Origin of the sequence: Vibrio kasasachensis (genome assembly GCF_050337565.1) — a bacterium.
GTDB classification, from domain to species: domain Bacteria; phylum Pseudomonadota; class Gammaproteobacteria; order Enterobacterales; family Vibrionaceae; genus Vibrio; species Vibrio kasasachensis.
In genome coordinates, this window is sequence record NZ_JAKJTB010000010.1 from 174589 (window position 1) to 188259 (window position 13671).

11 protein-coding genes are annotated in these 13671 nt (G+C 44.1%); 1 reads left to right on the top strand and 10 read right to left on the bottom strand.

What is annotated here, in order from left to right:
* Window positions 1-80: 80 nt before the first annotated feature.
* Together mutT and secA are read right to left on the bottom strand one after the other, a co-directional pair.
* The gene (gene mutT, locus L4C38_RS05680) at window positions 81-479 is read right to left on the bottom strand and encodes an 8-oxo-dGTP diphosphatase MutT (protein ID WP_428796570.1); all 399 of its coding nucleotides are present in this window, start codon (window positions 477-479) and stop codon (window positions 81-83) included.
* A 75-nt stretch (window positions 480-554) separates the two neighbouring features.
* Entirely contained in the window at window positions 555-3293 is a 2739-nt protein-coding gene (gene secA, locus L4C38_RS05685; protein WP_428796571.1) for a preprotein translocase subunit SecA, read from the bottom strand.
* A gap of 319 nt (window positions 3294-3612) precedes the next feature.
* Here secA and L4C38_RS05690 point away from each other — a divergent pair, with 319 nt between their 5' ends.
* Window positions 3613-4071, top strand: a complete 459-nt coding sequence (locus tag L4C38_RS05690) for a DUF721 domain-containing protein (protein WP_428796572.1) — start codon at window positions 3613-3615, stop codon at window positions 4069-4071.
* Between the two features lie 44 nt (window positions 4072-4115).
* Here the strand turns inward: L4C38_RS05690 and lpxC are convergent, their stop codons facing one another.
* The 8 genes from lpxC to murD form a co-directional block, all read right to left on the bottom strand.
* Window positions 4116-5033 carry a UDP-3-O-acyl-N-acetylglucosamine deacetylase gene (gene lpxC, locus L4C38_RS05695; protein WP_428796573.1) on the bottom strand — a complete coding sequence of 306 codons (918 nt, stop codon included), beginning with the start codon at window positions 5031-5033 and terminating at the stop codon, window positions 4116-4118.
* A gap of 95 nt (window positions 5034-5128) precedes the next feature.
* A complete protein-coding gene (gene ftsZ, locus L4C38_RS05700) occupies window positions 5129-6355 on the bottom strand; it encodes a cell division protein FtsZ (protein WP_428796574.1) in 1227 nt (408 codons plus the stop codon).
* A gap of 30 nt (window positions 6356-6385) precedes the next feature.
* Window positions 6386-7648 carry a cell division protein FtsA gene (gene ftsA, locus L4C38_RS05705; RefSeq protein ID WP_428796575.1) on the bottom strand — a complete coding sequence of 421 codons (1263 nt, stop codon included), beginning with the start codon at window positions 7646-7648 and terminating at the stop codon, window positions 6386-6388.
* The gene (locus L4C38_RS05710; protein ID WP_428796576.1) at window positions 7632-8423 is read right to left on the bottom strand and encodes a cell division protein FtsQ/DivIB; all 792 of its coding nucleotides are present in this window, start codon (window positions 8421-8423) and stop codon (window positions 7632-7634) included. The genes ftsA and L4C38_RS05710 overlap by 17 nt, the downstream gene beginning before the upstream one ends.
* Window positions 8424-8597: 174 nt before the next feature.
* Window positions 8598-10055, bottom strand: coding sequence for a UDP-N-acetylmuramate--L-alanine ligase (gene murC / locus L4C38_RS05715; RefSeq protein WP_428796577.1), 1458 nt, complete (start codon window positions 10053-10055; stop codon window positions 8598-8600).
* 11 nt (window positions 10056-10066) lie between these two features.
* On the bottom strand, window positions 10067-11128 hold the full coding sequence (gene murG, locus L4C38_RS05720) for an undecaprenyldiphospho-muramoylpentapeptide beta-N-acetylglucosaminyltransferase (RefSeq protein WP_428796578.1): 1062 nt from the start codon (window positions 11126-11128) through the stop codon (window positions 10067-10069).
* A complete protein-coding gene (ftsW, locus tag L4C38_RS05725) occupies window positions 11121-12308 on the bottom strand; it encodes a cell division protein FtsW (RefSeq protein ID WP_428796579.1) in 1188 nt (395 codons plus the stop codon). Before ftsW ends, murG begins: the two co-directional genes overlap by 8 nt.
* Window positions 12309-12345: 37 nt before the next feature.
* Window positions 12346-13662, bottom strand: coding sequence for a UDP-N-acetylmuramoyl-L-alanine--D-glutamate ligase (gene murD, locus L4C38_RS05730; RefSeq protein ID WP_428796782.1), 1317 nt, complete (start codon window positions 13660-13662; stop codon window positions 12346-12348).
* Window positions 13663-13671 lie beyond the last annotated feature (9 nt).

Here is a 13671-nt window from a genome sequence, read left to right on the forward strand (position 1 = left end):
AAGATCCTACTTCGCAAAAACGATCTTCGTAGCTAAACTACCAATAAACGGTTGGACTGGCTAGTGTTTTGAGACATTGGTCATAAAAACTCTTTGATCACACGCTGTAAAATCGACACGTTTGCTTCAGGAAAGGTATAGCTTTGCAGCTGATCAATTGGCACCCACATCCCTTGCTGACCTTCGCGACCATAAGGTTGACCATTAAAGCTTGTCACTAAAATAAAATCGAATTTGAGCGATTTATCTGGATAGTCATATTCTAAGTGCTCAAATGGCATTTGCTCTATTACTTGGATGCCTATTTCCTCATCAAGTTCACGCACCATTGCTTGAGCAATGCTCTCCCCTAACTCAACTTTACCACCAGGAAACTCCCAAAAACCCCCTTTGTGTTTATCATCTGGGCGCTTAGTAATGAAAATCTGTGACTTATCCTGATTAAAAATCACTGCCGCAACAATATGAATTCTTTTCAATCTGCATCCCCGTAAATTTTACTTAAAAAAAGAGCCGCCTAAGCGACTCATTTTGTTTCAAATACCATAGTCGAATTAGTTAATCTGACCGTGGCATTGCTTATATTTCTTACCGCTACCACATGGACATGGCTCATTACGCCCCACTTTACGCTCATCACGTACTACAGGCTGTTGAGTTGCATCGGCTGTATTTGTATTCTCTTCGTCATCAGCTAACTGATTTTCTGCTGTTGCATGTTGCGCTCTAGCATGACGAGCCGCTTCTTCAGCTTGAGCAATGCGCTTAGCTTCCATACGTTCAACTTCTTCTTGTTGCTGAACACGTACACGAGATAGCACGGTAACTACATCCGTTTTTAACGACTCAAGTAAACCTTCGAACAATTCAAACGACTCACGCTTGTACTCTTGTTTCGGGTTCTTTTGAGCATAACCACGTAAGTGAATACCCTGACGAAGGTGATCCATTGCCGCTAGGTGCTCTTTCCAAAGCGTATCCAATGTTTGTAGCATTACCGATTTTTCGAAGTTACGTAGCACTTGCTCGCCAACCACTTCTTCTTTCGCTCTATACACTTCTAGTGCTTGAGTGATAATTTTCTCACGTAATGCTTCTTCGTACAGCTTGTCGTCGGCTTCAAGCCATTCTTTAACTGGCGTATCTAGATCAAAGTCATTCTTCAAGCGATCTTGCAAACCTGCAACATCCCACATTTCTTCGAGCGATTGTGGCGGGATATATTCATCAATAATGGCATTCAATACATCATCACGGTTTTGTTCAATCATCTCACTGATATCTTCAACGCTCATCAGCTCATCGCGCAGTTCGTAGACCACTTTACGTTGATCGTTCGCTACATCATCGTATTCAAGTAGTTGTTTACGAATATCGAAGTTTCGACCTTCCACTTTACGTTGTGCTTTTTCAATTGAGCGCGATAGCATCTTAGATTCAATTGCTTCACCTTCATCCATACCACTTTGAATAAGGCTAGCCATACGATCTGACGTAAATATACGCAGCAGAGCATCTTCCATCGATAAGTAGAAACGAGATGAACCAGCATCACCCTGACGACCAGAACGACCACGTAGCTGATTGTCGATACGACGAGATTCATGACGCTCAGTACCAATAATGTGCAAACCACCTGACTCTAGAACTTGGTCATGAATGATTTTCCATTCAGCTTTGATCTGATCGATTTGTTCTTTAGAAGGGTTGTCCATTTGCTCAACCTTCACTTGCCAGCTACCACCCAATACAATATCGGTACCACGACCAGCCATATTGGTTGCGATAGTCACAGCAGCAGGCATACCAGCCTCAGCAACAATTTCCGCTTCTCTCTCGTGGAATTTCGCGTTCAATACGTTGTGTTTGATATTTGCTTGTTGCAATGCATTAGAAAGCAGTTCAGATTTTTCAATCGACACAGTACCAACTAGAGTTGGCTGACCTTTCGCAACACGCTCTTTGATATCTTCAATAATTGCCGCAAATTTTTCAGGCTCTGTTCGATAAACCATGTCTGGCATATCATCACGAATCATTGGTTTGTTGGTTGGAACTACCACTGTTTCCAAACCGTAAATTGATTGGAATTCGAATGCTTCGGTATCTGCAGTACCAGTCATACCTGACAGTTTTTCATACAATCGGAAGTAATTCTGGAAAGTGATCGATGCCAGAGTTTGGTTCTCGTTCTGGATCTTAACGCCTTCTTTAGCTTCTACTGCTTGATGCAGACCTTCAGACCAACGACGACCCGGCATCGTACGACCAGTGTGCTCGTCAACAATGACCACTTCGCCTTCTTCATTTACGATGTAGTCAACGTTTATCTCAAATAAAACATGAGCACGCAATGCCGCATTAACGTGGTGTAATAGGCTAATATTGGTTGGTGAGTAAAGTGTATCACCCTCTTCCATTAACCCATTTTCAATCATCAGTTCTTCTACAAACTCTTGACCCGTTTCGGTTAAGTAAACCTGTTTAGACTTCTCATCAACCGTGTAGTGACCATCGCCACGGTACTCTTCCGAGTCTTCCTGATCTTGCTTTTGTAAAAGCGGAATAAGAATATTGATGCGAGTATAAAGATCCGAACTGTCTTCAGCTGGGCCTGAAATGATTAACGGTGTACGCGCTTCATCGATAAGAATCGAATCCACTTCATCGACCACAGCAAAGAAGCGATGATGTTGAACACGATCTTCTGGACGAAATGCCATGTTGTCGCGTAAGTAGTCAAAACCAAATTCGTTGTTTGTACCGTAAAGAATGTCCGCTTTATAAGCTTCTTTTTTCTCTTGTGGTGGCATATTTGGCACGTTAACGCCAACAGTCATACCCAGGAATTCAAATAATGGGCGGTTGGTTTCCGCATCACGCTTAGCTAGGTAATCATTCACTGTTACGATGTGAACACCTTTGCCAGGAAGCGCATTCAAATAAGCAGGTAACGTTGCGGTTAAAGTTTTACCTTCACCTGTGCGCATCTCAGCGATTTGACCTGCGTCGAGGACCATACCACCAATAAGCTGCACGTCGAAGTGACGCATACCGTATACGCGCTTAGACGCTTCACGTACCGTCGCAAATGCTTCCGGTAATAATTTATCTAGAGTCTCACCCTGTTCTAAGCGTTGGCGAAACTCGACCGTTTTGGTTTTTAGTTCTTCATCCGATAGAGCTTCAAACGTTGGCTCGTAATTATTGATTTCTTTTACAATCTTTTTCAGGCGACGCAACGTTCTGTCATTGCGACTGCCAATTACCTTTGTCAGCAGCTTAGTTATCATCTTATGTGAATCTCTCTATCATTCGATCGTGCACGATCTCTTAATGCCTTCAGTCTCTTTCAGTTTTAAACTAAGAATACTGTGTGAAATCTTTACACACTGATATTGTGGTGAGAACTGATATTTTCAAGGCGTCAAACAATATTAATAACGGTGTAGTGTAAGGATTTTTACCCAGAACAACTAATCTGTTGATGAATTGTTTGAAGCACTTGTGATTTTTAGCCGTTGAATGGTGTAACTTTATCCACCGAAAAAGCTATTCGTAGTGATTGCGGTTAGCTAAAATGACATTGAACCTAAATCGAAAGGCATCGTAATGCGCGACCATCGCCCCACTTTAAGTAATGACATCATCTCAGATTCTCGCTTAGCGAATCTGCAAAAACACGCGCAAGAGATCATGACGATCAATAGGTTGTTGAAAACGATCTTACCGAGCAATATGGTCAATAATTGCCGGGCGGCAAATTTGCGTGATAATCAGTTGGTACTTGAGGTTGCCAGCGCGGCGATCAAAATGAAGATCAATTATGATCGACTCAATATTCTTAGCCAACTTCGCTCACAAGGTTTTGCTCGTTTGATCGCGATAGAGGTACAAATTAACCCTGAACTTTATCGTACGAGTCCACTAAACGAGAATAAAAAGGTTAAGCCTCGTGAACCTATTTCTGATACTGCGGCTGAATATCTTAAATCCTTGGCTGAAAGTGCATCACCAAAACTTAAAGCTCGATTAGAGCGCTTAGCTAATATGGCTAAAAATAAGACATAAAAAAACCAGGCTAGATGCCTGGTTTTTCCTAATTCTAACTTTGCTTACACTATAACCATGTTTGGATCAGCAAAAGCAACCGGAGACACTTGCTCGTCTTCGAATGTAACCCATTCCCATGCTTCTTGATCAGCTAATACTGAGCGTAGTAATTGGTTGTTTAGACCGTGACCTGATTTAAATGCGCGGAACTCACCGATAATAGGGTGACCACACATGTAAAGGTCGCCAATCGCATCCAATACTTTGTGAGTTACAAACTCATTCTCAAAACGCAAACCTTCTTCATTCAGAATGCGGTAATCATCCAACACAATTGCGTTGTCAAAACTGCCGCCAAGAACTAGGTTTTGCGATTGCAGATACTCAATATCACGCATGAAACCAAAAGTACGAGCACGTGAAATTTCTTTCACAAAACTCTTAGACGAGAAATCAAATACTAAACGTTGCTCATCAGCTTCAATTGCTGGGTGATTAAACTCAATCTCGAAATCCATACGGAAACCGTTAAAAGGTTTAAACTCTGCCCATTTGTCACCATCTTCAAAGCGAACTGGTTTCTTAATACGGATGAAGCGCTTTGCTGCATTTTGCTCTTCAACGCCTGCCTGCTGTAGCAAGAAAACGAACGGGCTAGCGCTGCCATCCATAATAGGAATTTCTGGTGCATCGACTTCAACAATTATGTTGTCGATACCCATGCCAGCCAATGCAGCATTCAAGTGCTCAACTGTTGAGATGCGAATACCTTGATCATTCACAAGTGCAGTACATAGCATTGTGTCACGAACGGATTCTGGGTCTGCCGGAAAATCAACAGGTGGATTCACATCAGTACGACGGTAAATAACACCTGTATTTGTAGCAGCCGGGCGAAGAGTCAAAGTTACTTTACGACCTGAGTGTAGACCTACACCAGTCGTTTTCACTATTTCTTTCAGAGTACGTTGTCTGATCATCTACTTGCCTCAGTAATGGTGCTACAAATCGCGGTCGATGTAATCATCGGTCGCGCATCGTATCATATTTTAGAACCATGTCAATTTTGACGCCTTTAGTCAGCTTGGCGGCGTAGGAAGGCAGGAATGTCTAAATACCCATCTTTCTCTACTTTTGGTGCCGTGCTTTGACCTGAGCCATTGCTTACTGACGTAGATTGAGTCGTCGGTTGCGAAGGCACTGAAGATTTCTCTTGCAATGTCTGTGCCGGTTTCTCTTCTACTTTTACTGCTGCTGGTTGCTGAGTAACTACTTGCGACTGAGGTTGCGCCACTGGTGCAACTTTCGCTTTGCCACCTGCTACTAAAGTAATGTCAGGTTTTTTCTCGTTGCCGATACCTGTTGCTACTACAGTAACGCGAATTTCATCCGCCATGTCTGGATCAAGTGACGTACCAATAACCACAGTTGCGTTATCTGAAGCGAAAGCTTTAACCGTATTACCTACAGTTTCAAACTCATCTAAACGCATATCTAAGCCTGCTGTGATATTGACAAGAACACCACGAGCACCCGCTAGATCGATATCTTCTAGAAGTGGACTTGAGATAGCCATCTCAGCCGCTTCTTCAGCGCGGTCTTCGCCTTTCGCGATACCGCTACCCATCATTGCGTGACCCATTTCTGACATTACAGTTCGAACATCAGCAAAGTCGACGTTAATCATGCCAGGACGAGTAATCAATTCAGCGATACCTTGAACTGCATTCTTTAATACGTCATTCGCGCTAGCAAAAGCTTCAAGCAGCGTAATACCGCGACCGAGTACCTTCAGTAACTTTTCGTTTGGAATAGTAATTAAAGAATCAACATGCTTAGACAGTTCTTCAATACCTTGTTCAGCAAACGCCATACGCTTCTTACCTTCGAAGCTAAATGGTTTTGTTACAACGGCAACCGTTAGGATACCTAACTCTTTTGCTACTTCAGCAATCACTGGCGCAGCACCTGTACCAGTACCACCACCCATACCTGCAGCGATAAACACCATATCGGCGCCACAAATTAAATCTTTAATTCTTTCGCGATCTTCGAGAGCAGCGTCACGTCCCACTTGTGGGTTTGCGCCTGCACCAAGACCTTTAGTCATGTCACCGCCAATTTGGATGACGCTGCTTACACTAGTCTTGCGCAGTGCTTGAGCATCAGTGTTGATGCTGATGAATTCAACACCTTCAATGGACTCGCGTACCATGTGTTCAACGGCGTTACCGCCGCCGCCACCAACTCCAACGACTTTAATTACCGCATCGTCAGACATTTCCATCATCGGTTCAAACATGTGTTAACTCCGTTTTTCCTGCTGCTCAGGTTAAAACTCTTTTTGTATCCAGTTACGCAAGCGATCAAATAACGAACTTACTGGCTGACGCTTTGGCTCGTTATACTCAGTATCTTCGCTTATCTGACTGTCTCTTGCGTAATGAAGTAAACCAACTGCCGTAGAATGATACGGCTCTTTTACGTAATCTGTTAAACCGCTAACCTCTAAAGGTTTGCCTACTCTAACTTGATTGCGGAAAACACGTTCCGCACATTCTACCAAACCTTCAATCCGTGCGGCACCACCAGTTAAAACTACACCAGCGGCTAAATGGTGTTTTATGCCATCCTCACGCAACTTTTCTTGTACGGTATCGATAGTCTGGTTAACTAGTCCCATAAGCTCAGTATATCTTGGCTCAATCACTTCCGACAAAGTTTGTCGTTGTAAACTGCGCGATGGGCGTCCACCGACACTTGGGACGTTAACCGTATCATCTTTACTGACCAACTCACTAAGAGCACAGCCATATTTAACTTTAATTTCTTCAGCATCACTGACTGGTGTACCAAAAGCGAATGCGATATCACTGGTTACCGCATTACCTGCGTATGAGAATACTTCAGTATGTCTCAATGCTCCACCAGTCCAAATAGAGACATCCATCGTACCTGCGCCGATATCCACGACACAAACACCTAACTCTCGTTCATCATCAGTGATCACTGCGTTACTCGAAGCTAAGCCTGAATAAACTAAATGTTCCACTGTTAAGCCACAACGCTCAACAGCCTTAATAATGTTTCTCGCCATATCATTGTGGCAAGAGATCAAGTGCACACTAACAACCATGCGCACTCCTGATAAACCTAGCGGGTTTTTAATCCCTTCTTGGTAATCAATTGTAAATTCTTGCGGAATTACGTGAAGAATGCGTTGTTCATCACCAATTTTGATTGATTTTGCCGTATGAATTGCACGATCCATATCTTCTTGAGAGACTTCTTCGTCAGAAATAGTTCCCATTCCTTTTTCTATACGGCTCGCAATATGGCGTCCAGAAATGGAAATAAATACATTACGAATCTGACATTCCGCCATCAATTCCGCTTGATCTACGGCTCTCTGCACCGATTTCACTACGGATTCAAGATCGTTTACGCCGCCCTTATCCATCCCACGTGATGGACTGGTACCAGCGCCAATAATGTTGATTTGACCATCTGGTAGTATTTCACCCACCAATGCTGATACCGTTGCAGTGCCTATATCAAGACCAACAATAATGTTGTCATCAGCGGTCTTCGTCATCTCTACTCTCTTGTTCTGACTCTTGTCCAGGGAACCAACCTACTGCGGCTCCCGTATCGTATCTGAGGTCAATGTAACTGACTCGTTGGGCGTCACTACCTAGGCTGCTATATAGCGAGATAAAACGATTAATTCGCTCATCAAGTGACTCTTTACCTAACTCTAATCGAATTCCGTTGTCGAGAATTATTTGCCATGCTCGTCGATCATTGAGTACCAACGATGTAATGGTGAGACCTAATGGTTCAAATAACTGGCTAATTTTTTGCCAAGTTTGTAAAACTTCGATGCTGGCACCTTCCGGACCATAGAGCTTAACACGCTCGCCTCTAAGTTTACCCAAATCACCGTTAAATACTTGACCGCTCTCATCTAGCATGGCGTCACCATTCCAGATGGCCTCGGCATGATGCTCAGTTAGAAAAACTTTAACTGTATCTGGCCACTGTTTGCGGATAGAGACATGGGAAACCCATGGAATCTGCTCAATCGTATCCTGCAGCGCATCGACGTCTTGTGACATAAATGTCCCGACATGTTCGAGTGTGGAAAATGCGCGCTGTACATCCAGTGCTGTGACATATTCGAGCTCGCCCTGTAGGACAAGTTTGGACAGTGGAAGTCTTTGATCATCCCACATCCAAGATATGGTAGAAAAGAGAAGAGAGCCAATAAAGACAATCACCAATAAAAAGAACCCACCACCAATTAGGTGACTCTTAATTGCAGGAAAGTCTCGCAAACGACGGTCTTCGCTAAAAGTTGTACTAATCAAAGTCCGTTGCCCTTGTTATATGCTCGCAATTCTAATTTCTATCTCTTCGTATAGGCTAAAGCATTTACTATAACCGTCGGATTATACTGGCGTCGCAAAAAGTATCAAACCTTGAAAGTGAGAAATCCTTTTTTTAAAGCAATAAATGCGCTAAATCTTCAAAAATCACCCTATCTAGCCCTGCATTTTATCGATATTTAACTCTAGAGACTCCAATTGCTTGGCTATTTTGCCTACATCACCAGCGCCTTGGGTTAAAACAAGGTCACCATCTTGCAATATATTTGCCAATACTGCAGGGAGAGTTGCGCTATCTGGAACAAAGATTGGATCTATCTTACCGCGACTGCGAATCGTACGGCACAAAGAACGTCCGTCTGCGCCAGCGATTGGTTTTTCACCCGCAGAATAGACATCCAGCATAATTAGAACATCAACTTGCTCTAGTACATTCGCGAAATCATCATACAAATCACGAGTGCGACTATAACGATGCGGTTGGAAGATCATCACTAAGCGCTTGTCGTCCCAGCCACTTCTTGCCGCCTCGATCGTTACGCCGACTTCTGTTGGGTGGTGACCATAATCATCCACCAGCATCGCTTGTCCATTACCTGTTGCAAATTCACCTAGATGATCAAAACGGCGACCAGTACCTTGTGTACCCAACATCGCACTTAGAATTGCTTCATCTGAAATATCATCTTCTGTCGCCACTGCAATGGCTGCAGATGCATTTAATGCATTGTGGCGACCAGGGATATTCAGCGTGATCTCAAGATTTGCACGATCTTGACGTACAACGGTAAACTTACCTTGTTGACCTGTTTGGTGGTAGTTTTCGATTCGCACATCAGCATCTTCAGAGAATCCATAAGTGATCACCTGACGGCTAATTCGAGGTATGAGCTCACGAACGACTGGATCATCAACGCAGACTATCGCTTGTCCGTAGAATGGCAAATTATGTAAGAAATCAATAAATGTCTGCTTTAGTGTTTCAAAATCACCACCATAGGTATCCATGTGATCCGCTTCGATATTGGTCACAATACTAACCATTGGCTGTAGATGTAGGAATGACGCATCACTCTCATCCGCTTCGGCAATCAAAATACGGCTAGACCCCAAACGAGCATTAGTACCTGCACTCTTAACAAGACCACCATTAACAAACGTTGGGTCAAGACCCGCTTCAGAGTAAATTTGGGTTACCAATGCTGTCGTAGTGGTTTTACCATGCGTACCTGCCACGGCAATGCCATGACGAAAACGCATCAACTCTGCTAGCATTTCTGCGCGGCGAACCACAGGAATACGCACTTCGCGTGCTGCCTTCACTTCTGGGTTTTGCTCATTGATCGCGGTAGAAACAACCACCACACTCGCTTGATCAATATTTTCAGCTCTATGACCGATATAAATTTTGGCACCCTTTTCAGTTAGGCGCTCAGTCACTGCATTTTCAGCAATATCAGAACCGGTGATTTGGTAGCCTTCGTTAAGCAGTACTTCTGCGATGCCACTCATTCCTGCGCCACCGATACCAATAAAGTGAATCGACTTAACGCGGCGCATCTCAGGCACCATAGCTCGAATCTGAGCCAAATCTTGTGTGTGTTTAATGGTCATTGTGTATCTCGTTATTTGGTTAGCGCGATAATCGCATCTGCAACGACACGATCCGCTTCTAACTTAGCCGCACTTCGCGCTTTAATTGCCATCTGTTGTAATTGATTGCGATCCAACGATTGGATCTCGTGAACCAATTTCTCGACAGTTAATTCTGGCTGTTCAATCATTTTAGCCGCCCCGCATTCAACCAAATGGTCGGCGTTTAAGGCTTGCTGTCTATCTTTGTGCATAAAAGGAATGAAGATAGCCCCCACTCCCGCTGCAGAAACTTCAGAAACGGTTAAGGCACCTGAGCGACAAACGAGCAAATCTGCCCACTCATAAGCCGCAGCAACGTCATCAATAAACTCGAATGACTCTGCTTGCGTAACCTGCTTATCTTGATAAGCAGCCGCAACTTCTTGCTGGTTGTTTTTTCCTGCTTGATGGCGAACTTGGTAGTTTTCACCTAACTGGTCCATAACCGCTGGCATGGTTTGGTTAAGGATTCGAGCCCCTTGGCTTCCCCCCATAACCAAAATTCTAATCGGTCCTTCGCGCTGTTCAAATCGCTCTTTCGGCTCTGCAAGCGCGACAACATCTTCACGTACTGGGTTTCCCACGACTTCAGCACTAGGAAACGCTCCTGGAAATGCTTGGAATACTTTTTTGGCTATTTTAGACAACCATTGATTGGTTAAGCCCGCCACGGCATTTTGTTCATGCAAAATAACAGGTATACCCAATAACCAAGCGGCAATACCACCTGGTCCGCTAACATATCCCCCCATGCCAAGTACGGCATCAGGTTGCCAAGCTTTCATATGCGCTCTTGCTTGAAAAATAGCACTGACTATTTTGAATGGGGCTGCAAGTAAACGAGCAATACCCTGCCCACGTAAGCCTTTAACTTTGATAAAATCAATTTCAATACCATGTTTAGGTACCAATTCAGCTTCCATTCGGTCAGCAGTGCCTAACCAACGAATTTCCCACCCCTGCTGCTGTAACTTCTTAGCAACCGCTAGCCCAGGAAAAACATGTCCTCCCGTGCCTCCAGCCATTACCATCAAACGTTTTTTATTATTCATTTTCTGTATTCTTTTCTAATTGTTGCGCCTTAAGACGGCACTCATGATCGATACGCAATAGAATCGACACCGCTACCGACATGACGATCAAACTTGAACCACCATAACTGATCAATGGCAAAGTGAGTCCTTTGGTCGGAACAATACCTGCCGCAGCGCCAACGTTAACCAAGGTTTGGAATGCAAACCAAATACCAATACCAAAAGCGAGATAGCCGCCAAAGAACTCATCACTTTCAAATGCTTTACGTCCAATAAAGATCGCTTTCAGTACTAGGCTAAAAATCAACATTAAGACAAGCACGACGCCAACAAACCCAAGCTCTTCTGCCAATACAGCAAATACAAAGTCGGTATGCGCTTCCGGGAGATAGGCCAGTTTTTGAATCGAGTTGCCTAGCCCTTGACCAAACCAGTCACCACGCCCAAAAGCCATAAGCGATTGAGTAAGCTGATAACCACTACCAAACGGATTTTCCCATGGGTCAAGGAAAGAGATAACGCGCTTCATTCGATAAGGTTCTGCGAGGATCAAGCCAATTACAGCACCAATACCAACCACCACAAGCGCAAGAAACTGTGTTAATTTCGCTCCGGCGATAAACAACATACCAAACAGCGTGACTAGCATTACAATGACAGTACCTAAGTCAGGCTGAAACAATAGTAATACTGCCAAGGTTCCAAAAACCAAAATGGGCTTAAAGAAGCCGCCAAAGAAAGTGGCTCGAACTTCGTCTTGTTTACGGACTAAATAACCCGCCATAAAAATAAACAGCGACAATTTTGCCACTTCTGCGGGCTGAAGGTTAAACAGACCGAGAGGGATCCAACGAGACGCACCATTAACCGATTTGCCCCCGACAAGAACAACGATCAGTAAAAATATTGCCACACCTAACAGTAATGAACTGTACTGGAACCAGCGTTTGGTCGGTATTTGCAAAATTACGGCGGCGGTAGAAAGAGCCAAAATGAGAAAGACGGCATGACGAAACATGAAATGAAACGGTTGTCCCGTCAGGCGATGGCTAATTGGAAACGAGGCAGAGGTAACCATGACTAGACCGGTTAACATCAAACCGAGCGAGATCCACACTAATTGACGATCAAATAGCGCTTGAGGAGTTGGTTGAGAAAACCACTGTTTAAAATTAGCGAAATTATCTCGCAACGGCATCGTTTTGTTTTATCTCTTATAATTAAAGTGCATGAAGTTAAGCAAACTTCTGCGCAAGCTCGGCAAAGGCATCACCACGAGCCATAAAGTTATTAAACTGATCAAAGCTAGCACACGCAGGCGAAAGTAATACCATATCACCGTGATTTAATTGCGGTGCCGCCCATTCGACGATCTCTTGCATGGTATCGAAACGTTTTGCAGAGTGATGCAAAGGCATAAATTGATCGCCATCTGTACCAAAACAGCACAGCTGAACATTCAAACACGCTAACGCTGGGGACAGCTCACTAAAATCAGCCCCTTTACCATCACCACCAGCAAGAAGATATAATTTACCCGTTAGGTTTAAACCTGACAGTGCGGCTAACGTGCTGGCAACATTGGTGGCTTTCGAATCATTCACCCACTTAATACCTTGATTATCCGCAACAACTTGGCAGCGATGTGTCAGACCAAGGTAAGATTTCATTGCTTCAAGCCCGGCTTTTACATTTATGCCAGCTTCAGCGAGTAAAGCTATCACAACCAATGCATTGGCTACATTGTGACGACCAACTAAACTGAGTTGCTCAACAGCCAATATCCTTTCACCATCAAAGGTCAGGTATTCTCTACCTTCAAAGACGGTCACACATGCTTTGGTCGCATGCTCAATCGAAAACTCGACCAATGTCCGGCTTTCATCCGGGTAGGTTTGTTGATCATCCGCATTCACTACGCAAGCTTTTGCGTGTGGGAAAATACGCAACTTCGCTTGGCGATAATCCGCCATGCTTTGATAGCGATCCATATGGTCTTCAGACAGATTCAAAAATGCGGCCGCGACCAAAGGTAAACTTGCGGTTGTTTCAAGCTGAAAGCTCGATAGCTCTAATACGTATAAGTCAGCATCTAATTCAAGCAGATCTAGTGCCGGTACACCAATGTTACCACCGACACCCACATTCAAACCTGCCGCTTGAGCGACAACGCCAGTTAAATCAGTCACGGTACTCTTACCGTTAGAACCTGTGATGGCAATAACCGGCTTATTCACATGCCATGCAAATAGTTCAATGTCACCAACTACTGGGATATTTGCCGCCAGCACCTGCTGAATTTCAGGCGTCGCTAATGCAATCCCCGGATTAGTAACAACGAGATCAGCCTCAAGTAGCCAATCCATTCTCCAACTACCGGCATGACAATCCACACCTTGAGGCAACTGTTCTTGCCCCGGAGGGGTTACTCGGGTATCTATCACCTTGACCTGTAAATTAACCGGTAAACGCAGAAGATGCTTAACGACAGAGAGCCCGGTAATACCGAGCCCTACAACCACAACTTTATCAATACCTTGCCATTGTTGCATGGTCATGGT

What these genes read in the sequence shown, in the direction of transcription:
- ftsA (WP_428796575.1), bottom strand. Translation starts at nt 7,648, where the DNA reads ATGACGAAGACCGCTGATGACAACATTATTGTTGGTCTTGATATAGGC.
- secA (WP_428796571.1), bottom strand. Translation starts at nt 3,293, where the DNA reads ATGATAACTAAGCTGCTGACAAAGGTAATTGGCAGTCGCAATGACAGA.
- murC (WP_428796577.1), bottom strand. Translation starts at nt 10,055, where the DNA reads ATGACCATTAAACACACACAAGATTTGGCTCAGATTCGAGCTATGGTG.
- lpxC (WP_428796573.1), bottom strand. Translation starts at nt 5,033, where the DNA reads ATGATCAGACAACGTACTCTGAAAGAAATAGTGAAAACGACTGGTGTA.
- murG (WP_428796578.1), bottom strand. Translation starts at nt 11,128, where the DNA reads ATGAATAATAAAAAACGTTTGATGGTAATGGCTGGAGGCACGGGAGGA.
- ftsZ (WP_428796574.1), bottom strand. Translation starts at nt 6,355, where the DNA reads ATGTTTGAACCGATGATGGAAATGTCTGACGATGCGGTAATTAAAGTC.
- murD (WP_428796782.1), bottom strand. Translation starts at nt 13,662, where the DNA reads ATGCAACAATGGCAAGGTATTGATAAAGTTGTGGTTGTAGGGCTCGGT.
- L4C38_RS05690 (WP_428796572.1), top strand. Translation starts at nt 3,613, where the DNA reads ATGCGCGACCATCGCCCCACTTTAAGTAATGACATCATCTCAGATTCT.
- ftsW (WP_428796579.1), bottom strand. Translation starts at nt 12,308, where the DNA reads ATGCCGTTGCGAGATAATTTCGCTAATTTTAAACAGTGGTTTTCTCAA.